Source organism: Rahnella sp. ATs2 (assembly GCF_051851855.1).
In the GTDB taxonomy this organism is placed as follows: Bacteria; Pseudomonadota; Gammaproteobacteria; order Enterobacterales; family Enterobacteriaceae; genus Rahnella; species Rahnella variigena.
The window spans coordinates 37540-58704 of the sequence record NZ_JBLYPL010000029.1; the positions used below are offsets into that span (position 1 = coordinate 37540).

Consider the following 21165-nt stretch of genomic DNA (forward strand, 5'->3'; position numbering starts at 1 on the left):
CCTCTTTTTTTCTTTCTACAGGCTTTCCAATGAAACGTGAATTAGCAATCGAGTTCTCCCGCGTGACCGAAGCTGCCGCGCTCGCCGGTTATAAATGGCTGGGCCGGGGTGATAAAAACCTCGCCGACAACGCTGCCGTTCAGTCCATGCGCATCATGCTCAACAAAGTCGATATCGACGGCACTATCGTCATTGGCGAAGGGGAAATTGATGAAGCGCCGATGCTGTATATCGGTGAAAAGGTCGGTACCGGGAATGGCGATGCGGTGGATATCGCGGTCGATCCGATTGAGGGTACGCGCATGACTGCAATGGGACAATCCAACGCACTGGCCGTTCTGGCCGTCGGCGACAAAGGGTCTTTCCTCAATGCGCCGGACATGTACATGGAAAAAATCGCCGTCGGGCCGGGTGCCAAAGGCGCTATCGATCTGAACCTGACGCTGGCTGAGAATCTGGCAAATGTCGCCAGAGCGCTGGATAAACCCCTGACAGAACTGACTGTGGCTGTTTTGGCGAAACCACGCCATGACGACGCTATCCGTGAAATGCTGGCCTCCGGCGTGCGTGTGTTCGCATTCCCGGACGGTGACGTGGCGGCAACTATTCTGACCTGTATGCCGGAAAGCGAAGTGGACGTGTTGTACGGCATCGGCGGCGCACCTGAAGGGGTGATTTCCGCTGCAGTGATCCGCGCGCTGGATGGTGATATGCAAGGCCGTTTACTGGCACGTCATCACGTGAAAGGCGATACACCGGAAAATCGCCGCATGGGCGAAGATGAGCTGGCGCGTTGCCAGGCGATGGGGATTGAAGCCGGTAAAGTGCTGCTGCTTGATGATATGGCGCGCAACGATAACGTGATTTTCTCCGCGACCGGCATTACCAAAGGCGATTTGCTGGAAGGCATCAGCCGCACGGGGAATATGGCGACCACCGAAACGCTGCTGATCCGCGGTAAATCCCGCACCATCCGTCGTATACGCTCGACGCATTATCTCGACCGTAAAGACGCCGCGTTGCACGAATTTATTATCTGACCGGATGCCTTAAAGACAAAAAGCAGAGCTCAGGCTCTGCTTTTTTTATGCGCCGGAAACAGTATCAGACCGTGTGGCCCTGCTCCTGCTGCCGGTTGGACATTGGCCACCAGCACAGCAAGATCAGCACCGCCATCGCAAACATCAGCAAGCCCAGACTGAACTGACCGGTTTGCGGCAACATCGCGGACATCCACGCCACCAGCCCTGAGCCCATATTTTGCAGGCCACCCACCAGCGCACCCGCCGCACCCGCCAGATACGGAAAAGGCTCCATTGCACCGGTAGTTGCCAGTGGGAACAACATCCCAGCGCCGAAGAAGAACAGAGAAGCGGGAACGATCAGCGTCCAGATATTCATGATGCCCAGCCAGCCCGGGATCCACATCGCCAGCCCGGCCAGCAGACAACTGATGACCGAATGCCACATCAGCTGCTGGAAACTTTTTTCGGTACGCCCGGCATACCAGGCACCAAAGAATGCCGCGGGGATCGGCAGGATAAACAGGATGCTGACCATCACGCCGCTCAGTCCGAGAACACCGCCCATCAGCACGCCACAACTGGCTTCGAAGACCGCCACACCGGCCAGCGCACCCACCAGCATTACCAGATAGCGGCTGAAATTGGCGTCGGCCAGGAGTAAACGCAGGCTGGCGAGCATTTTACGCGGCGGATTATCAGCCGTGAATTCCGGACGGGTTTCCGGCAGCCAGCGGTACATAGAAAACGCCACGCCCGCGCACAGGATCAGCAGAAAACCAAAGCTTGCACGCCAGCCCAGCCACGCAGACAAAGCCCCGCCGATGACCGGCGCCAGCAGCGGACTCACCAGAATTCCCATGTTCAGCAGGCTGTTGGCATGACGCAATGCGCCGCCGCTGTACAAATCACGCGGCATAGTGCGCGCCATCACGCCCGCCACGCCGGTACCCAGCCCCTGAACCGCACTGGCCAGGATCAGCATATTCAGACTGGTCGACATCATTGCGCCCGCCGCGCCCATCAGGAAAATCATCAGACCTGTCAGGATCACCGGTCTGCGCCCGATGTTATCGGAGAGCGGTCCGTAAATCAGTTGTGAACCGCCGTACGTCAGCAGATAGGCCGCCATCACACGCTGCACGGCGCCGGGTTTCACCGCCAGACTGGTTGCCATATCCGCGATATTCGGCACATAAATGGTTTGCGCCATCTGGCCAACAGCGACCAGCAAAATCAGCATTACAAGCAGGTGAATGTTTTCCAGTTTTTTCATTTTTCAGTTCATTATCAGACAGTGATGGAAAAGTGCAGAACAAATAACCAGTAAAACCGGCCGCACGGGCGGCGGCGCATAAGTTAACAAATTAAGATGAATAAGCGAGTATCGCAGTGAACTATCCCGTCTGCAGACTGGCAGCAGGATAAGCCAGCGGTGTAACGCTGGGTGTACGAAAATCGATACTGGCTAACCAGAGCTGATCAGGCTGATAACATTTAACCGATAAGGGATCCGAAAAATTTGAAATAAAATCAGGCCTCAATTTCGGTATTCATGAATAAATCAGGAACAACGGGAGTTTTTATGGCTGATTGGGTGACGGGAAAAGTCAAAAAAGTTGAGCACTGGACAGACAATTTGTTCAGCATCACGGTCAATGCACCGGTCGATCCTTTTACCGCAGGTCAGTTCGCCAAACTCTCTCTGGATATCGATGGCGAACGCGTTCAGCGTGCCTATTCGTATGTGAATCCGCCCTCCAGCAACGAACTGGAGTTCTATCTGGTCAATGTGCCGGAAGGAAAGCTCAGCCCGCGCCTGCACGTGATGCAGCCGGGTGACGAAATTAATATCACCAAAGAAGCCGCAGGTTTTTTCGTCATCGAAGAAGTGCCGGAATGCGACACGTTGTGGATGCTGGCAACCGGCACGGCAATCGGGCCGTATCTGTCGATTTTGCAGGAAGGGCTCGGGCTGGAGCGGTTCAAAAATATTGTTCTGGTTCACGCTGCACGCTTCGCGGCTGACCTGAGTTACCTGCCACTGATGCAACAGCTTCAGCGTCGCTATGAAGGTAAATTACACGTTCAGACCGTGGTCAGCCGCGAAGAGATTGCCGGTTCGCTGAGCGGTCGCGTACCGGCGCTGATTGAAAACGGCACGCTGGAAAGCGCTGTCGGCCTGAAGATGCTGGCAGAAGACAGCCATGTGATGCTGTGCGGAAACCCGCAAATGGTGCGCGATACCCAGCAAGTCCTGAAAGACACGCGGGGTATGCGCAAGCATCTCAAACGCAAGCCGGGCCACATGACCAGCGAGCATTACTGGTAAGCCTGTTCCTGCAAAACTAGCGGAATTTAACGTCATCCGGTTCCGGGCCAAAACGATTTGTGCCCGGCGTACCGACAAACGCGCCGCAGTCGATAATCAGCATGATGAAAATCACGGATGGCGCCAGACGGCCTAACACCCAGCTCCAGGTTTGCGGCATTGCCGCTGCCCAGTTTCCGGCCACCAGCATCCACGCCAGCACAAACAGCAATGCCCACCAGGCGGATTTATTGCGATCATGCAATCTTTTCACCAGCACCGCCGCGGTCGGCCACAGTAATACGACCAGCGCAAAACCGGCGGTCTGATAGGTAATCCATTCCTGTGCGGCAAAAAAGAAATCAGCCACCATCAGAATCAGCCAGCTGACCATCCAGAGCCAGAAATCGCGGCGACCCAGGCGGCCGTTAAAAGAAAACAGTGCATGCTGTAACGTCATTGACAGTCCGTTCCGTAAAGTCCAATGGGAGTAAATTGTTAAATCAAGCGGAGTGTAACCCACAGGCAGCGGCCGCGAGAATCTTTACGCTCTCCTTTTGACATTACCCCCCGTTCCCCGCTTTAATCGGTCTGTTGAAACAAAATAAGAAATGCCCTATGACTGTTGCTCAATCTTTATTACGTCTGGCGCTGCCCGCGCTGTTGATACTGGCTTGCCAGAATGTCGCGCTTGCCGACCCGCCGGCCGATCACTCAGGCGCGGAAGAAATGCCCAAAGCTCCTTACCTGCTGGCTGGCGCACCGACGTTTGAAACGACACTGATCAATTTCCGCGCCAAATACAATGAAGCCAATCCGACCCAGCAGATCGGCGAGTTTCGTTCTATCAGCGATAAATCGCCGAACAGTTCCCTGACCCGGGCCGCCAGCAAGATTAACGAAAATCTTTACGCCTCGACGGCGCTGGAAAAAGGCACCGGCAAAATCAAAACGCTGCAAATTACCTATTTGCCGATTCAGGGTGCCGAAGAGAAAGCCGCGCGCGCGCTGGCGATCAGCTACATGGCAAACCTGATGCGTCAGTTTGACGCCACACTTTCTGCACCACAAAGCGTGGCGAAAGTGACGTCCATGGTTGAGAAAGGTAAAGGTCAGCAGTTTTATAAGCAGGAAGTAGGCGCGGTGCGTTTTGTGATTTCAGACAATGGCGAAAAAGGTCTGACATTCGCCGTGGAGCCGGTCAAGCTTGCGCTGGCTGAGCCGTGAGATGACGGCTTTTAATGACAAAAAGCAAAGCCTTTACGTCCAATGATCTCTATACTGTTGCACAGGTAATCTGCTTATTTGGCAGAAATTTTAATCGACACTCGCGTCCCCTTTTGGAGGAAAAAACATGCGACATCCATTAGTGATGGGTAACTGGAAGCTTAACGGCAGCACCCACATGGTTAACGAACTGATTGCTGCTCTGCGTACTGAACTGAGCACAGTAGTAGGTTGTGGCGTTGCGATTGCTCCACCAGAAGTTTACCTGTCACAGGCTAAACACGCTCTGGCTGGCAGCCGTATCGCGCTGGGTGCTCAGAACGTTGATGCTAACCTGTCCGGCGCATTCACCGGTGAAATCTCTGCCGACATGCTGAAAGACATCGGTGCGCAATACATCATCATCGGTCACTCAGAACGCCGCACTTACCACAAAGAAAGCGACGAGTTCATCGCGAAGAAATTCGGCGTGCTGAAAGAAGCGGGTCTGATCCCTGTTCTGTGCATCGGTGAAACCGAAGCAGAAAACGAAGCAGGCAAAACTGAAGCCGTTTGCGCTAAGCAACTGGATGCGGTTCTGAACACTCTGGGCGCGAAAGCATTCGAAGGCGCTGTTATCGCTTACGAACCAGTTTGGGCGATCGGTACCGGTAAATCTGCAACTCCTGCGCAAGCTCAGGCTGTTCACAAATTCATCCGTGACCACATCGCGAAACAAGATGCTGCGGTTGCTGAACAAGTGATCATCCAGTACGGCGGTTCCGTTAACGCGGCTAACGCTGCTGAGCTGTTCACCCAGCCAGACATCGATGGCGCACTGGTTGGCGGCGCATCACTGAAAGCGGATGCTTTCGCAGTGATCGTGAAAGCGGCTGCAGAAGCTAAACAAGCGTAAGCCTGTTTTTTTCTTCTGCGCAAAAAAAACCCCGGCATGCCGGGGTTTTCTTTTTTGGTTGCAAAGAGAGTTATTTGCGAAAGACCTGTCTGTAAAACGTCATTAACGCTTAGAGATCTGATCAAAAATACCGTCTGTCGCGAAATGGTCTTTCTGCGCCTGTGCCCAGGTACCTGCAACCTGATCAATGGTGAACAGTTTCAGTTTCGGGAATTCAGAAGCGAATTTCTTTTCGACTTGCGGATCACGAGGGCGGTAATAGTTTTCTGCCGCGATAGTCTGGCCTTCCGGTGAATACAGATACTTCAGATAAGCATCCGCCACAGTGCGGGTATCACGTTTATCCACCACTTTATCGACCACAGAAACCGTTGGCTCAGCCAGAATAGATTCGCTTGGCGTCACGATTTCAAACTTATCTTTACCGACTTCTTTGGTCGCCAGCAACGCTTCGTTTTCCCACGCAATCAGCACATCACCGATACCGCGCTCAACGAAAGTATTGGTTGCGCCACGCGCGCCGGAATCCAGCACTTCGACGTTTTTATACAATGCTTTCACGAAATCCTGAGCCTTCGCTTTATCATTGTTGTTGTGATGCAGTGCATAGCCCCATGCTGCGAGATAGTTCCAGCGCGCACCGCCTGACGTTTTAGGGTTCGGCGTGATAACCGACACACCCGGCTTGATCAAATCATTCCAGTCGTGAATTTGTTTCGGATTGCCTTTGCGCACCAGGAAAACAATGGTGGACGTATAAGGTGCAGAGTTGTCCGGCAGACGGGTGATCCAGTTTTTATCGATACGGCCGCGCTCGGCAATAGCATCAACGTCATAAGCCAGCGCCAGTGTTACCACATCCGCTTCAATGCCGTTAATAACAGACGTGGCCTGTTTTCCTGAACCGCCATGTGACTGACGCACGGTCACGGTATCGCCAGTTTTAGCCTGCCAGTATTTGCTGAACGCTTTGTTGTATTGTTCATAGAACTCACGCGTTGGATCGTATGACACGTTCAGAATCTGAATATCTTTGGCAATTGCTCCGGTTGCCACCAACAGTAATCCCAAACCTACAGCCCATTTACGCATCGTACTCTCCCGAGATAGTTTCTATGGATTTCATTTATTTGTTCGTTAAGGAGAGCGTGCCAGATAAAAATGAAACGTATAAAGAATAAAAGGTTTTTTTCTATTACTTTCTGGAATAAACAAAAGACGGGCGAAAAAAAACCTCCCGTAAAGGAGGTTCTTTGGATTGCGTAATCAACTGTATCAGAACAGTTTTTTCGCAGTGTCGTACCAGTCTTCTTTGAATTTGCTTTTCTTATTCTCTGGTGCGATACAAACCGAGATCAGCTCGTGAACCATTTTCTCGTTTTCTACGCCGACACAGAAACCGCCCTGAGAATAGTCGCGGCCTTCTTCCAGCAGCAGGTCAACAGCATAAGCGCCCATGCGGGAAGCTAAGATGCGGTCGTAAGCGACTGGCGCACCACCACGCTGAATGTGACCTAATACCGTGCCACGCGTTTCGCGGCAGGTTTCTTTCTCAATGTATTTGGCCAGCTCTTCGATGTTATCTAACTTCTCAGTGATGGCGACGATCGCGTGTTTTTTACCTTTCGCGATGCCTGCTTTGATTTCAGCAACCAGATCATCACGTTTGAATTCAACTTCCGGGATAGCGATAAATTCGCAACCACCGGCAATCGCAGCCGCCAGAGTCAGGTCGCCGCAATAACGGCCCATCACTTCAACGATGGAGATACGCTGGTGTGAAGAGGAGGTATCACGCAGACGGTCAATCGCTTCTACCACAGTGCCCAGCGCCGTGAAGAAACCGATGGTGTAGTCAGTACCGGCAACATCGTTATCGATAGTGCCTGGCAGGCCGATACAACGGATGCCGCCTTCTTTGGTCAGCAAGTCTGCACCTGCATAAGAACCGTCACCACCGATAACCACCAGGCCATCAATACCGCGGTCTTTCATATTCTGCAGCGCCACTTTACGCATTTCCGGGTCACGGAATTCCGGGAAACGAGCTGAACCCAGGAAAGTACCGCCGCGGTTAATCATGTCTGAAACGCTGTAGCGATCCAGTTTGCGCATGCGGTTTTCGTACATGCCGAGGTAGCCATCTTCAATACCGTAGACTTCTAAATCTGCAGATAAAGCGGAGCGGACAACGCCACGGATCGCAGCATTCATGCCTGGGGCATCGCCACCACTTGTCAGTACACCAATTTTTTTGATCATGACTACCTCTGAACTTGTAGATGCAATTTCTTAAGAATCTTGAGCCAGCCTGTTGGGCGAATTTTTCTTGTGCAGCCAAAAGGGCTTACTAGCGTTTGAGCCTATAGTATAACAAAACACCGGTGCTGAATTGATTCAAGTCAGCAAGAATACGCATACACTGCTCTGTACTTCGCAATTTACTGATTCATACGGCTTTTACAAGATATTTCCCGTTCGTTACGCGCAGATTTCCACCTTGTTAATTTCCGCTTTTGTGAACCCATCCCAAATTGCAGGCAAAAAAAACCCCACCTTTCGGCGGGGGAAGACAGGGATGGTGTCTATGGCAAGGAAAAACAGGGATCTTACTCGGTCGTGCTGGTACTACTCGTCTTCTGGGCAGAAGAGGGCTGTAATCCAGATAACTGCTTACGCATCTGTTGCATGCGCTGCTCATGTTTCTGGTTCAATACGTCTTTTTGCTCAGGCGTCAGCAGATTAAACATCTGGTTGCGGATGCGGGCCATTTCGACCTGACGATCCACCTGTTCCTGAGCCATTAATTCGGCTTGTGCCCGGACTGCGGCCTGATCAAACTTTTCGGCGGTAACCAACCTGTGCATCGTTTCTATCTGTTCTACATTTACATGAGGCAGATCTTTACGAGCCTGGTGCATCAGGTCACGCATTTGCTGGCGCTGCTGCTCAGTGAGATTTACACCATCAAACATGGTGTTGCGTTCCTGAGGCTTATCCAACATCGTGCTATCATGTTCTGCTGGCATCGCCGACACTGGTTTTGCGCCATCTGCTAAAACGACACCTGAACTCAGCGTCAGAAGCGTGGCCAAACCGAATGAAGCTGCCTTAAACATCACATACTCCTAAAGTCTTTATCGCTTCATCGCGAATCATTGAAAAGCAGTCTAAACCTGCTGCTGCAAACAAGCGTCAGTGCTTGTAAAAGTACGTAAAGTCATGGAATAGCGGCAATTGATGACGTATTTTGCGTCTAGAGGTAAATACAATGAATAAAATTTTGTTGGTTGATGACGACCGTGAACTGACTTCACTTTTGAAAGAATTGCTCGAAATGGAAGGCTTTAATGTTGTGGTGGCTTACGACGGTGAGCAGGCATTAGAGAAAATCGATAATACCATCGATCTTCTGTTACTTGACGTGATGATGCCGAAGAAAAACGGCATTGAAACCCTTAAAGAATTACGCCAGCGCCACCAGACGCCAGTGATTATGTTAACCGCTCGCGGCAGTGAATTAGACCGTGTTCTTGGCCTCGAACTGGGTGCCGATGACTATCTGCCAAAACCGTTTAATGACCGCGAACTGGTTGCCCGGATCCGGGCGATGTTGCGCCGTTCCAACTGGAGCGAGCAGCAGCAAACCAATGAGAACAACGGTTCACCGACGCTGGAAGTCGATGGCTTGCAGCTGAATCCGGGCCGTCAGGAAGCCAGCTTTAATGGCGAAGCGCTGGATCTAACCGGTACCGAATTTACCCTGCTGTATTTACTGGCAAAACATCTCGGACAGGTCGTTTCCCGCGAACATCTGAGCCAGGAAGTATTGGGTAAACGCCTGACACCGTTTGACCGTGCGATTGATATGCACATCTCTAATTTACGCCGTAAATTGCCCGATCGTCAGGACGGACATCCGTGGTTTAAAACCCTGCGCGGACGCGGTTATCTGATGGTTTCTGCTTCATGATAAACAGCCTTACGGCACGTATTTTTGCCATTTTCTGGTTTACGTTAGCCCTGGTGCTAATGCTGGTATTGATGGTGCCGAAACTCGATTCACGCCAGATTACGCCGTTGCTCGATAACGAACAACGGCAGGGCCTGATGATTGAACAGCACGTCGAAGCTGAGCTGGCGACCGATCCTGCCAATGATCTGATGTGGTGGCGCAGACTGTTCCGCGCTATCGACAAATGGGCTCCGCCGGGTCAGCGTTTGTTGCTGGTCACCAGCGAAGGGCGCGTGATTGGCGCTCAGCGCAATGAAATGCAGATTGTACGTAACTTTATCGGTCAGTCTGATAACTCAGATCGTCCGAAAAAGAAAAAATATGGCCGTGTGGAAATGGTCGGGCCCTTCTCGGTTCGTGATGGTGAAGACAATTACCAGCTTTACCTGATGCGCCCTGCCAGCAGTTCTCAGTCTGATTTTATCAACCTGATGTTCGACCGCCCTCTGCTTCTGCTTATCGTCACTATGCTCATCAGCGCCCCGCTGTTGCTCTGGCTGGCGTGGAGCCTGGCGAAACCTGCGCGTAAGTTGAAAAACGCCGCAGATGACGTTGCACGCGGCAATCTCAAGCAGCATCCGGAGCTCGAAGCCGGCCCGCAGGAATTCCTTGCGACCGGTGCCAGTTTCAACCAGATGGTCAGCGCTCTCGAACGAATGGTGACGGCGCAACAACGGCTGATATCTGATATCTCACATGAACTTCGTACCCCGCTGACGCGTCTGCAACTGGCTACCGCGCTGATGCGCCGTCGCCATGGCGAAGGCAAAGAGCTGCAACGCATTGAAAATGAAGCGCAACGTCTTGATGGTATGATCAATGACTTACTGGTGTTATCCCGCAGCCAGCACAAAAATGAGCTGTCGCGCGAAACCCTGAAAGCCAATGAACTGTGGGAAGGTGTGATTGACGATGCGCAGTTTGAAGCCGAACAGATGGGCAAAACCCTTGAGGTCACGTCACCGCCTGGTCCGTGGAAACTGATCGGCAACGCTGCGGCACTCGACAGCGCACTGGAAAATATTGTGCGTAATGCCCTGCGTTATTCGCATCATCACATTGCGCTGAACTTCGCCCACGACAGCGAAGGCATCACCATCACCGTTGATGACGACGGTCCTGGCGTGAGTGAAGAAGATCGTGAGCAGATTTTCCGTCCGTTCTACCGGACTGATGAAGCGCGTGACCGTGAATCCGGCGGTACCGGCCTTGGGCTGGCTATCGTGGATACTGCGGTTCAGCAGCACAGAGGCAAAGTCAGAGCCGAGGACAGCCCGCTGGGCGGCCTTCGTTTGATTATCTGGCTGCCGCTGCACCAGCGCTAAGTTTCTGCTATTCTGCGTCCCTCTATCAGGGGGACGCATGCTTAACATCGTTTTATTTGAACCAGAAATCCCGCCAAATACCGGCAATATTATCCGCCTGTGTGCCAACACCGGATGTCAGCTTCACCTCATCGAACCTTTAGGTTTCGGCTGGGACGATAAACGTCTGCGCCGCGCCGGGCTCGATTACCATGAATTCGCCCATATTAAGCATCACGCCAATTATGACGCGTTCCTCAGCAGCGAAAATCCACAACGTCTTTTTGCACTGACGACCAAAGGTACGCCCGCGCACAGCGCCGTCAGCTATCAGGATAATGATTTCCTGCTGTTCGGCCCTGAAACACGTGGTCTGCCAGCATCCATTCTGGATAATCTGCCCGCACAGCACAAAATCCGTATTCCGATGCTCGCAGAAAGCCGCAGCATGAACTTGTCGAATGCTGTTTCAGTGGTGGTGTACGAAGCCTGGCGCCAGCTGGGATATCCGGGCGCATTGCTTAAAGAATAGCGTTGTGGAAATGAAGACGATGGCATGCAGAATGATGCCATCGGACATACCTGTCAGATACCGTCGCCGAATTCAAAACCCTGCGCAATACCGTTGAAATGCTGATCCATATCCATGGAAGGACGCTCGCTTTCCGGACGCCCGACAATACGCGCCGGTACGCCTGCAGCGGTGGTATGCGGAGGAACGGATTGCAACACGACTGAGCCAGCCCCGATTTTTGCGCCAGCACCCACTTCGATATTACCGAGTATTTTCGCACCGGCACCAATCATGACGCCTTCACGAATTTTAGGGTGACGGTCGCCGCAGGTTTTACCGGTACCGCCGAGGGTAACGGATTGCAAAATCGACACGTCGTTCTCAACGACAGCCGTTTCACCGATGACAATTCCGGTCGCATGGTCAAACATGATGCCGCAACCAATGCGCGCTGCCGGATGAATATCTACGCCGAAAGATACTGAAATCTGATTCTGGAAATAAATCGCCAACGCTTTACGATCCTGCTTCCACAGCCAGTTACCGATACGGTAAGCCTGAAGTGCGTGGAAACCTTTCAGATAGAGCAGCGGAGTCGAATATTTATCCACCGCCGCATCGCGCTGATGCACAGCCAGAATGTCGCGGGCAGCGGACAAGATCATTTGTTCGTCGTTGCGATAGGCTTCTTCAACCACTTCACGGATAGCCATCGCGGGCATAATCGGATTGCCCAGCTTATTGGCCAGAATGTAGCTCAGCGCGCCGCCCAGCGTTTCATGTTTAAGTAACGTCGCATGGAAAAAACTCGCCAGCATCGGTTCACACTCAGCCAGTGCTCTCGCTTCTGATTTAATGTTATTCCAGACCAGCTCTAATTCTTCTAGCGACATCACTTTTCCTTACGACTTTGCAAGTTCGGGTAATAAAAAGCCGCCCTGTCGGGAACACCAACAAGGTGGCTATACTTTATACGCCTTTCAGTGGCTGTGTTTTTCGTCCTTGCTCGCACGGGCAAGTAAACTGATCGCTGCTTCACGCGCATCTTTACCGCAGTACAACACCTGGTAAATCTGTTCTGTGATTGGCATTTCAACGTTGTTACGCTGCGCCAGAGCCCGTACTTCTTTCGTATTGCGATAGCCTTCTACAACCTGGCCGATGGTGTCCTGAGCGGTCTGAACATCTTTGCCTTGTCCCAGCATAATGCCGAAACGACGGTTACGGGACTGGTTGTCTGTGCAGGTTAACACCAAATCACCCAGCCCTGCCATGCCCATAAATGTCGCAGGGTCAGCGCCCAAAGCGGCACCCAGACGCGTCATTTCAGCCAGTCCGCGGGTAATCAGCGCAGTTCGGGCATTAGCGCCAAAGCCAATACCATCTGACATTCCTGCACCAATGGCGATAACGTTTTTAATCGCACCACCCAGCTGAACGCCGATAAAATCCGGGTTGCTGTAGACACGGAAACTTTTGCCACAGTGCAGTAATTGCTGCAAATCGTCGGCAAACGTCGCATCGGTTGCGGCCAGAGAGATTGCCGTCGGCATACCTGCCGCGAGTTCTTTGGCGAATGTCGGCCCGGAAACCACGGCTAACGGAATGGCATCGCCGAGTTCTTCGCGCGCGACATCCTGCAACAGACGGCCGGTTTCCGCCTCCAGCCCCTTCGTCGCCCACACCACACGCGCATCAGGACGCAAGTGAGGTTTCAGCTGGCGCAATACGTCACCAAATACATGGCTGGGTACCACAACCAGCACATTACGGCTGGCGGCTAACGCGACAGACAGATTGGTTTCGAGCAACAGATTATCGGGGAACGGAACATCAGGAAGGAATTCCTGATTACAGCGGGCACGTTGTAAGGCGTTGATGTGGTCGGGATTATGTCCCCACAGCACAACGGGATGGCCATTTCTGGCGAGAGTAATCGCTAAAGCGGTGCCGTACGAGCCGGCACCGATCACTGTCATTGACGCATTGACGGTTTTCATCAGGCATCCTGATGCGGTTCTGCACCTTCGCCTTCAGCTTGCTGTTGCAGATAGTTCATGAACAGAGCGTCAAAGTTAACAGGTGCCAGATTCAGTTGCGGGAAAGTACCGCGGGAGACCAGGCTGGTGATGCACTCACGGGCATACGGGAACAGAATGTTCGGGCAATATGCACCCAGGCAATGCGCCATCTGGTTACCATCGATACCGGAGATGGTGAAGATACCACCTTGCTGAACTTCACACAGGAACGCAGTTTCGTCGCCCAGAGAAGACGTTACGGTCACACGCAAGACAACTTCGTATACACCTTCGGCCAGCTGGCTGGAAGCGGTATCAAGATCCAGTTTAACTTCTGGCTGCCAGTCTTGCTGGAAAACCTGAGGCGCATTTGGCGCTTCAAAAGAGATGTCTTTGGTATAAATACGTTGGATCTGGAAAGCCATCTCGGTGTTATTTTGTTCTGACATGTGAGTAGTACCCTTAAGTTAATAGTCCTTTTAAACACGTAATGCGAAACCACCGCCGCCCTGATTAACCCAGCATTGGGTCAAGGCCACCGCGTGCATCAAGTGCATGTAAATCATCACAACCGCCAACGTGCTGTCCGTCGATAAAGATCTGAGGAACCGTTGAACGACCGCTGCGGGCGATCATTTTTTCACGCTTATCTGCGTCACCATCGATAGCGATTTCATCGAATGAAGCGCCTTTGCTGTTGAGCAGGGCTTTCGCACGATGGCAGTAAGGGCAGGTTGCCTTGGTATAGATTTCAATTTTAGCCATGGGTTCCACCTCAGAGTCGTAGAATTTAATGCCGTAGCGGTTATCTGAACGTCTTATTTACCGCGAATCATTTACCGCGAACTAAAGGCAGGTTTTCACCGCTCCAGCCGCTGATGCCTTCTTTGAGTGTGAACACACGCTCAAAACCAGCAGCAATCAGGCCTTCAGCCGCAGTACGGGAAGTTTGTCCGGTGGCACATACCACGATTACTGGCTGTGCTTTGTGTTTGGTCAGTTCACCCAGATTGTTGTTTTTGATGTCAGCAGACAACACATTCTGTGATTCAGCGATGTGGCCTTTGCGGAATTCTTCACGCGCGCGAACATCGACAACGATGGCATCTTCTTTATTAATCAGGCGTGTTGCTTCGCCACGGGTGATCTCTTTCACTTTAGAGAAACGTGTTTTAAAGGTGGTCACAATTACTGCAATCAGTAACGCAACCCACGCCAGGCTGAGAACCGGATGCGCACTGATGAACGGCATAATATCTTGCATGGGGTGTAACAACTCCCGTCAGTTGGGGGAAAATTCAAGGCTTCAGAGTATACCTGCGCGCCGGAGCAAATACAGCCAGTAAGCGCGGGCGAATGCCACAATCTGCGGCACGTCTCGGAAAATTAACACGCCTTTATGCTGAAAGTTAACCCTCACCTCACCTCATCTTTGATCTCCTCCGGCTATTCACTTCCTGCACTGGGGTAAAATCAGCCGGCTTAAATGCCTTTAGTCGCGCCTGTTTATCCCGTTTCAGCGGGCGAGCCTATTGAGCATTTCATCTTTTAAACTGAGGTCAATTGACATGTCGAGCAACAAAAAACCGATGGTTCTGGTGATTCTGGACGGCTATGGACATCGCGAAGAGCAACAAGATAACGCGATTCTGAACGCCAAAACGCCGGTGATGGATAATCTGTGGGCCACTCATCCTCACACACTTATCGCAGCCTCCGGACTGGACGTCGGTCTGCCCGATGGTCAGATGGGCAACTCCGAAGTCGGCCATGTCAATTTAGGTGCGGGCCGCATCGTGTATCAGGACCTCACCCGTCTGGACAAAGAAATCAAAGAAGGCGACTTCTTTAATAATAGCGTACTGACCGGTGCGGTTGATCGTGCCATTGCCGCAGGCAAAGCGGTTCACATTATGGGTCTGTTGTCTGCGGGCGGCGTTCACAGTCACGAAGACCACATTATGGCGATGGTGGAACTGGCGCACCGTCGTGGCGCGAAAGCCATTTATCTGCACGCCTTCCTCGATGGCCGTGATACACCGCCGCGCAGCGCTGAAGCTGCATTGAAACTCTTCTCTGAGAAATTCGCACAAATCGGTACTGGCCGTATCGCATCTATCGTAGGCCGCTATTACGCGATGGACCGCGATAACCGTTGGGATCGCGTACAACTGGCTTACGATTTGATGTCACAGGCAAAAGGCGCGTTCACTGCCGATAATGCACTGACTGGCCTGCAGGCCGCTTATGCCCGTGATGAAAATGATGAATTCGTGAAGCCAACCGTATTGCAGGCAGCAGGCGAAGAATCCGCGGCCATCAATGACGGCGATGCACTGATCTTCATGAACTTCCGCGCAGACCGGGCCCGCGAAATCACCCGCGCCTTTATCAGTCCGGACTTCGATGGTTTTGCCCGCGAAAAAGTCATCAACTTCGGCGATTTCATCATGCTGACCGAATATGCCGCGGACATCAACGCCGCCTGCGCCTATCCGCCAGCATCACTGAAAAATACCCTTGGCGAGTGGCTGATGGCACATGGCAAAACGCAGCTGCGTATTTCCGAAACTGAGAAATATGCACACGTTACCTTCTTCTTTAACGGCGGCATGGAAGACTCGTTTGAAGGCGAAGACCGCATTCTGGTGAAATCCCCGAACGTGGCGACTTATGACCTGCAACCGGAAATGAGTTCGGCTGAACTGACGGAAAAACTGCTCGGCGCAATTGCCAGCGGCAAATATGACACCATCATTTGTAACTACCCGAATGGCGATATGGTCGGTCATACCGGCGTTTACGACGCCGCGGTGAGCGCCGTTGAAGCACTGGATAATTGTGTTGCTCAGGTTGTGGATGCCGTGAAAGCAGCCGGTGGCCAGTTGCTGATCACCGCCGACCACGGTAACGCAGAACAAATGCGCGACCCGGCGACCGGTCAGGCACACACCGCGCACACCAGTCTGCCGGTGCCATTAATCTACATTGGCGGAAACGCAGAAGCGGTTGAAGGCGGTAAATTGTCTGATATCGCACCAACAATGCTTTCACTGATGGGCATGGAAATTCCGGCAGAAATGAGCGGCAAACCGCTGTTTATCGCACGCTAATTTCTCTTAAAGCTCTGTTACAAAGGCGTACTGACACCCGTTGGTACGCCTTTTTTGTTTGTGCATCAGCCGGTTGATTAGTGTTACGATACGAGAAGGGACAGCCATATTGTCTATCATCCACGGTCGACAAGCGGAAAAAAGTTTGAGCAAATTCATTCATTTCAGCCTGATGAGAACCCGCCTTTCCGCTCAGGACAAGGCCGTATCTGCCTTCCCATCTTCAGCCTTATTACTTTGTGCTTCTTTACTCTCTCTTTCCGTGAGTGTGCATGCTGACGACAATAAAGATCAGCTAAAAACCATTCAGCAAAATATCGCGGAAAAAGAAAAAAGCGTTAAGCAGCAGAAACAACAGCGCGGCACTTTATTGCAGCAATTGCAGGCGCAGGAAAAAACCATTGCCTCCGCCAGCAGCCAGCTACGCGGAACTCAGTCAACCCTCGCCACACTCAGCAAAGACATTGCCGGGCTTAACGCCTCTATCGATAAGTTGCAAAAACAGCAAAAGACGCAGGAAGAGATCCTGGCAAAACAGCTCGATGCTGCCTTCCGTATCGGTCAGCATAAAGGCTTACAACTGCTGCTCAGCGGCGAAGAGAGCGAACGTAATGAGCGGATCCTGGCGTATTTCGGCTATCTGAATACCGAACGACAGAAAACCATCGAAGAGCTGAAACAGACCCGCACCACGCTGGCTGAACAGCGTGTTTCTTTGCAATCAAAGCAAACACAACAAAAAAGCCTGCTGAGTGAACAACAATCACAGCAACAAAAACTCGAACAGGCGCGTGCCGCCCGTAAGCAAACGCTCACGGCGCTGGAATCCTCATTGCAAAAAGATGAGCAGAGCCTGACGGAGCTGCGCGCCAACGAATCCAGCCTGCAAAACAAAATTGCCGCCGCTGAACGTGCCGCCAAAGCCCGTGCGGAAAAAGAAGCGCGGGAAGCCGCCGCCGTGCGAGCGAAAGAACAGCAAGCGAAGAAAAAAGGTTCAACCTATAAACCGACCCAAAGCGAACAGTCACTGATGGCCCGAACCGGCGGTCTGGGACGCCCGTCTGGTCAAAATATGTGGCCGGTTAACGGTTCGTTGATACATCGTTTCGGCGAACAGCTACAGGGTGAACTACGCTGGAAAGGCATTGTCATTTCAGCACGCGAAGGCAGTGATGTACGGGCTATTGCCGACGGACGCGTCATTCTGGCGGACTGGTTACAGGGCTACGGGCTGGTTGTGGTTATCGACCACGGTAAAGGCGATATGAGTCTTTACGGTTACAACCAGGATGCGCTGGTCAGCGTTGGCGATCAGGTGAGAACCGGTCAGGCCATTGCTAAAGTTGGGAACAGCGGCGGACAGGGCCAGCCATCGCTGTATTTTGAAATTCGTCGTCAGGGCCAGGCAGTAAATCCACAGCCGTGGTTGGGAAGATAGCATTGCGATATAAAAAGTCCGTTTTAGCTGCCCTTTGTGGTACTGCGTTTTTCGTTTGTCAGGTTCAGGCAGCGAAATTATCCATCCTGATTGATGACTTCGGTTATCGCCAGCATGAGGAAAACCAGGTACTTCAGATGCCAAAAGCGGTATCCGTTGCGATTTTCCCTAATGCGCCAGATTCGCAGATGATGATGAACAAGGCACATCAGCAGGGCCGTGAAATATTGATCCACCTGCCGATGGCGCCGCTCAGCAAACAACCGCTGGAAAAAGATACGCTGACACCTTCGATGAGTGCCGCAGAAGTGAAGCGTATTGTCGATCAGGCCATCAGCAATATCCCGTATGCGATTGGTATCAACAATCATATGGGCAGCGCCATGACCTCCAGCCTGACCGGCATGGAAAACGTCATGCAGGCCATGAATGCTCACAACTTATTCTTCCTCGACAGTATGACCATCGGCAATACCAAATCGGTTCAGGCCGCTCAGGGAACCCGGGTGAAAGTGATTAAGCGCAACGTCTTTTTAGATGATGTGCAGAACGAAGCGGAAATCCGCCATCAGTTTGAACGGGCTATTCAGCTCGCCCGCAAGAACGGTTATGCCATCGCCATCGGCCATCCCCATCCGACCACGGTGAAAGTGCTGCAACAAATGCTGCCGAATTTGCCTTCCGATATCGTTCTGGTGCGGCCAAGCGATCTGCTCAACGAACCCCAGCGCAGCGCCCCGGCGGGGAAAGCGACCGGTATCACGGCGTCCAAACCATCACGCAAAGGCATCAGCATCTGCCGCGTGAAACAACCGGTTCCGCAAGTGTATGCCGACAGCATGTTTAGAGTGCTGGGCGAAAGCCTGTCTGCATTGCCGGCAATACAGTTTGTAGAACGCCAATATCTAGCATGGACCACATTTCCTAAAGAATAGGATTCAGGGACATTGACTGGCGGCAGGTTCCCATTTTCGAAAAAATGGATTTGAAATATTCATACAACATATTGATATGAGTGATTTTAGTATCAGAATCAAATATGTAGAGCTTATAGAATTTGCCTCTTATAATGGGTAGCATATTTTTTTAACCGGGCTGAGCAAGGGCGCTATCCGATGGGACTAGATCGATCTAAAATTCTGCTGCTCGACAGCGGCAAAGAATGGGGAGGTGGCACCAACAGCATGTTGGAGTTGCTGAAAAGAATCGATCGTGAAAAGTTTGAAATCAGTTGCTGCTTTTACAATGACTACGCCCGGGATAACGGGGAAACCATTAGCCAGATATTGAACTCGCTCAATGTGCCGGTATTTTTCATTCCTCAGGTCAGACAACCCACCTGGGCAAAAATCAGCAAAGAAGTCCTGCGAACGCTGTTTTTCTTTAGCGGAAATTTACGCCAGAAAGCGATTTATTCTGTCGATAAAATCTGGCGTATAAACCCCAATATCCGCAAAATCCATTCCCTGCTTGAGCTCGGTCAGTTTGATATTTTATATATGAATAATCAGCCAAGTTCTAACGTGGAAGGCTATTATTCGACCGCAGGCTTACCGACAGAAATCGTGCAGCATTGCCGCATCGAACCGGTTCTGAACAAAGACGTCGTGGGCATTGTTAACCGTTTTTGCCACAGCATCATTTCTGTTTCTCAGGGGGTTCAGGAACAGTTGCTCAAACGTGGCGTGCGCAAAGAACTGTGTTTTACCGTCTTCAACGGCATTGATATTAACCAGCCGTTACCTGATGGCATCAGGATCCGCGCAGAACTCGGCGCAACAGAAGATACTTTCATCTTTGGCAGTATCGGTTCTCTGATTAATCGTAAAGCCCACCACTTCACCCTGCTGGCACTCGATAAATTTAACCGTGCTTTCCCGGAAGCAAAATGGAAAATGGTCTTTGTCGGTGAAGGCCCGAATTTACGTCGCCTGATCCAGCAGGCTGCCGCACTGAATATGATGGATAAAGTCATCTTCACCGGTTTTCAAAGCAATCCTCTGGAATATCTGGCGGCTTTTGATGCCTTTATATTAGGCTCAAAAAGTGAAGGTTTACCGCGGGTGGTTCTGGAATCCATGTTACTGAAAACGCCGGTGATTGGATCCAATGTCACGGGAACTGCCGAACTGATTAAAAATGCAGAAACCGGAATGCTTTTCGAGTATGGCGATATTGAGATGCTCTTCAACCATATGAAAACGCTGTATCTCAACGCCCATTTGCGAAGTGAAATCGCTACGCAGGCAAACCTCACTGTCCGCGAAAAATTTGCGATTGAAAAATATGTCTCTGGCGTGGAAACCGTTTTGAGCAGCGTTAAAAAGAAACAAGGCTGAACATGTTCAAATTTCTAAATTCTAAATATCGTCATATTCTTTCACGCCACAATCTGCCTTATGCCGATACCGTCAAGGCAGGCGCGCCAAAGAATAATATCACCTCTGTCGTCATTCCTTCCGCGGGTGCTGACTACATTGAAGAAGCCTGTTTATGCGCGGAATTTGCCGACAAATTCGCGACACAATTGCAGGAAATTGTCATTGTGACCGATCAGGATGCCAGCCTGTTCCGGCCTCTGCCTGAAAAAGTCCGCATCGTGACACTGAATCCCGAAACTAAATCCGGCGATTATCGCTATAAACAAATTTATCTCAGCCGTCTGATCAAACTGCTGGCGCCTTTGCAGGCTAAAACTGACGGCATTTTGATGATCGACTCTGATCTGAATCTGCTGAAAATGCCTGAAATTCAGCTGCATGAAAATCATATTTATTCGAGTTTCCGTCAGGGCAAAATGATTGCCAAACTCGGGGATTGTGACCCTGAAATTATTCCAGCGTATTACAAAGACAGCGTGCGGCCTTATATCGTTGACCACGTCAACGGCGCATTTTTAGCGGCGACGCGTAAAACCTGGGAACGTTTGTGCCCGTTGTGGATTATGTTTTTCAGAGATACCTGGAATATCCTGCCAGATAATCAGCCACCGACCGATCAGCTGCCCCTGGCGGCGATGCTCGACACTCTGGACATTAAAAGCGTGAATCTCGGCGACTGGATGAACTGGCCGGTCTCGAAGAAAATTGGCGGCACGCCGTCGGTGATTCCGAAAGAGGTCATTGGCGCGCACGGCGGTTTCCCGCTGACAGAATGGCAAAAGTATCTGGCCTCGCCAGACAATGAACTGCTGTTTAAAGGGCAGGATTACACCCGCAAAGTGCGATATCTGACGGATGCAGAGAAACAAAAGGCAGAACCGGAAGCCTGAACACTCCCGTTAGCCAGAAAAAAGCCCGCTGTTG

General features: G+C 51.6%; 22 protein-coding genes. 12 read left to right on the top strand and 10 right to left on the bottom strand.

The annotated features are described in order from the left end of the window. The first annotated feature begins 29 nt into the window (after nt 1–29). The gene (gene glpX / locus ACJY2G_RS23020; protein WP_113877617.1) at nt 30–1040 is read left to right on the top strand and encodes a class II fructose-bisphosphatase; all 1011 of its coding nucleotides are present in this window, start codon (nt 30–32) and stop codon (nt 1038–1040) included. A gap of 64 nt (nt 1041–1104) precedes the next feature. Here the strand turns inward: glpX and emrD are convergent, their stop codons facing one another. Beyond that, nucleotides 1105–2298: a multidrug efflux MFS transporter EmrD gene (gene emrD, locus ACJY2G_RS23025; RefSeq protein ID WP_430320869.1), complete on the bottom strand. Its 1194-nt coding sequence runs from the start codon at nt 2296–2298 to the stop codon at nt 1105–1107. 309 nt (nt 2299–2607) lie between these two features. Between emrD and fpr the strand changes: the two genes are divergently transcribed. Next, entirely contained in the window at nt 2608–3354 is a 747-nt protein-coding gene (gene fpr, locus ACJY2G_RS23030; protein WP_430320870.1) for a ferredoxin--NADP(+) reductase, read from the top strand. Nucleotides 3355–3370: 16 nt separating this feature from the next. On the opposite strand, the gene ACJY2G_RS23035 is transcribed toward fpr, so the two are convergent. Next, on the bottom strand, nt 3371–3793 hold the full coding sequence (locus ACJY2G_RS23035; RefSeq protein WP_113877620.1) for a DUF805 domain-containing protein: 423 nt from the start codon (nt 3791–3793) through the stop codon (nt 3371–3373). Nucleotides 3794–3951: 158 nt separating this feature from the next. Between ACJY2G_RS23035 and ACJY2G_RS23040 the strand changes: the two genes are divergently transcribed. Beyond that, a complete protein-coding gene (locus tag ACJY2G_RS23040) occupies nt 3952–4560 on the top strand; it encodes a DUF1454 family protein (RefSeq protein WP_430320871.1) in 609 nt (202 codons plus the stop codon). Nucleotides 4561–4687: 127 nt separating this feature from the next. Continuing rightward, the gene (tpiA, locus tag ACJY2G_RS23045) at nt 4688–5455 is read left to right on the top strand and encodes a triose-phosphate isomerase (RefSeq protein WP_112289336.1); all 768 of its coding nucleotides are present in this window, start codon (nt 4688–4690) and stop codon (nt 5453–5455) included. Between the two features lie 102 nt (nt 5456–5557). Here the strand turns inward: tpiA and ACJY2G_RS23050 are convergent, their stop codons facing one another. The 3 genes from ACJY2G_RS23050 to cpxP form a co-directional block, all read right to left on the bottom strand. Further along, nucleotides 5558–6547 carry a sulfate ABC transporter substrate-binding protein gene (locus ACJY2G_RS23050; RefSeq protein ID WP_113877622.1) on the bottom strand — a complete coding sequence of 330 codons (990 nt, stop codon included), beginning with the start codon at nt 6545–6547 and terminating at the stop codon, nt 5558–5560. Nucleotides 6548–6730: 183 nt separating this feature from the next. Further along, entirely contained in the window at nt 6731–7717 is a 987-nt protein-coding gene (gene pfkA / locus ACJY2G_RS23055) for a 6-phosphofructokinase (RefSeq protein WP_112289334.1), read from the bottom strand. 347 nt (nt 7718–8064) lie between these two features. Beyond that, nucleotides 8065–8574: a cell-envelope stress modulator CpxP gene (cpxP, locus tag ACJY2G_RS23060; protein ID WP_120163796.1), complete on the bottom strand. Its 510-nt coding sequence runs from the start codon at nt 8572–8574 to the stop codon at nt 8065–8067. A gap of 152 nt (nt 8575–8726) precedes the next feature. Here cpxP and cpxR point away from each other — a divergent pair, with 152 nt between their 5' ends. The 3 genes from cpxR to trmL are packed head-to-tail and all read left to right on the top strand — an operon-like array spanning nt 8727 to nt 11306. Beyond that, nucleotides 8727–9428, top strand: a complete 702-nt coding sequence (cpxR, locus tag ACJY2G_RS23065) for an envelope stress response regulator transcription factor CpxR (RefSeq protein ID WP_013577597.1) — start codon at nt 8727–8729, stop codon at nt 9426–9428. Continuing rightward, the gene (gene cpxA / locus ACJY2G_RS23070) at nt 9425–10795 is read left to right on the top strand and encodes an envelope stress sensor histidine kinase CpxA (protein WP_112289332.1); all 1371 of its coding nucleotides are present in this window, start codon (nt 9425–9427) and stop codon (nt 10793–10795) included. The genes cpxR and cpxA overlap by 4 nt, the downstream gene beginning before the upstream one ends. Before the next feature lie 37 nt (nt 10796–10832). Beyond that, entirely contained in the window at nt 10833–11306 is a 474-nt protein-coding gene (trmL, locus tag ACJY2G_RS23075; RefSeq protein WP_112289331.1) for a tRNA (uridine(34)/cytosine(34)/5-carboxymethylaminomethyluridine(34)-2'-O)-methyltransferase TrmL, read from the top strand. Between the two features lie 53 nt (nt 11307–11359). On the opposite strand, the gene cysE is transcribed toward trmL, so the two are convergent. The 5 genes from cysE to ACJY2G_RS23100 form a co-directional block, all read right to left on the bottom strand. Continuing rightward, the gene (gene cysE, locus ACJY2G_RS23080) at nt 11360–12181 is read right to left on the bottom strand and encodes a serine O-acetyltransferase (RefSeq protein WP_013577600.1); all 822 of its coding nucleotides are present in this window, start codon (nt 12179–12181) and stop codon (nt 11360–11362) included. Between the two features lie 87 nt (nt 12182–12268). Further along, nucleotides 12269–13288, bottom strand: a complete 1020-nt coding sequence (gene gpsA, locus ACJY2G_RS23085; protein ID WP_113877623.1) for an NAD(P)H-dependent glycerol-3-phosphate dehydrogenase — start codon at nt 13286–13288, stop codon at nt 12269–12271. Beyond that, on the bottom strand, nt 13288–13758 hold the full coding sequence (gene secB / locus ACJY2G_RS23090; RefSeq protein WP_013577602.1) for a protein-export chaperone SecB: 471 nt from the start codon (nt 13756–13758) through the stop codon (nt 13288–13290). The genes gpsA and secB overlap by 1 nt, the downstream gene beginning before the upstream one ends. A 64-nt stretch (nt 13759–13822) precedes the next feature. After that, entirely contained in the window at nt 13823–14074 is a 252-nt protein-coding gene (gene grxC / locus ACJY2G_RS23095) for a glutaredoxin 3 (protein WP_013577603.1), read from the bottom strand. A gap of 67 nt (nt 14075–14141) precedes the next feature. Continuing rightward, nucleotides 14142–14573 (bottom strand): rhodanese-like domain-containing protein, encoded by a 432-nt coding sequence (locus ACJY2G_RS23100; RefSeq protein WP_015699203.1) that lies wholly within the window; start codon nt 14571–14573, stop codon nt 14142–14144. A 304-nt stretch (nt 14574–14877) separates the two neighbouring features. Here ACJY2G_RS23100 and gpmM point away from each other — a divergent pair, with 304 nt between their 5' ends. The 5 genes from gpmM (at nt 14878) to ACJY2G_RS23125 (ending at nt 21131) form a co-directional block, all read left to right on the top strand. Then, the gene (gene gpmM / locus ACJY2G_RS23105) at nt 14878–16422 is read left to right on the top strand and encodes a 2,3-bisphosphoglycerate-independent phosphoglycerate mutase (protein WP_430320872.1); all 1545 of its coding nucleotides are present in this window, start codon (nt 14878–14880) and stop codon (nt 16420–16422) included. Nucleotides 16423–16594: 172 nt separating this feature from the next. After that, nucleotides 16595–17860, top strand: coding sequence for a murein hydrolase activator EnvC (envC, locus tag ACJY2G_RS23110; RefSeq protein ID WP_244220250.1), 1266 nt, complete (start codon nt 16595–16597; stop codon nt 17858–17860). 2 nt (nt 17861–17862) lie between these two features. Next, nucleotides 17863–18795 carry a divergent polysaccharide deacetylase family protein gene (locus tag ACJY2G_RS23115; RefSeq protein ID WP_430320873.1) on the top strand — a complete coding sequence of 311 codons (933 nt, stop codon included), beginning with the start codon at nt 17863–17865 and terminating at the stop codon, nt 18793–18795. A gap of 180 nt (nt 18796–18975) precedes the next feature. Continuing rightward, nucleotides 18976–20199 (top strand): glycosyltransferase, encoded by a 1224-nt coding sequence (locus ACJY2G_RS23120; RefSeq protein WP_112289327.1) that lies wholly within the window; start codon nt 18976–18978, stop codon nt 20197–20199. Between the two features lie 2 nt (nt 20200–20201). After that, nucleotides 20202–21131, top strand: a complete 930-nt coding sequence (locus ACJY2G_RS23125; protein ID WP_159282537.1) for a hypothetical protein — start codon at nt 20202–20204, stop codon at nt 21129–21131. The last annotated feature ends 34 nt before the right edge of the window (nt 21132–21165 follow it).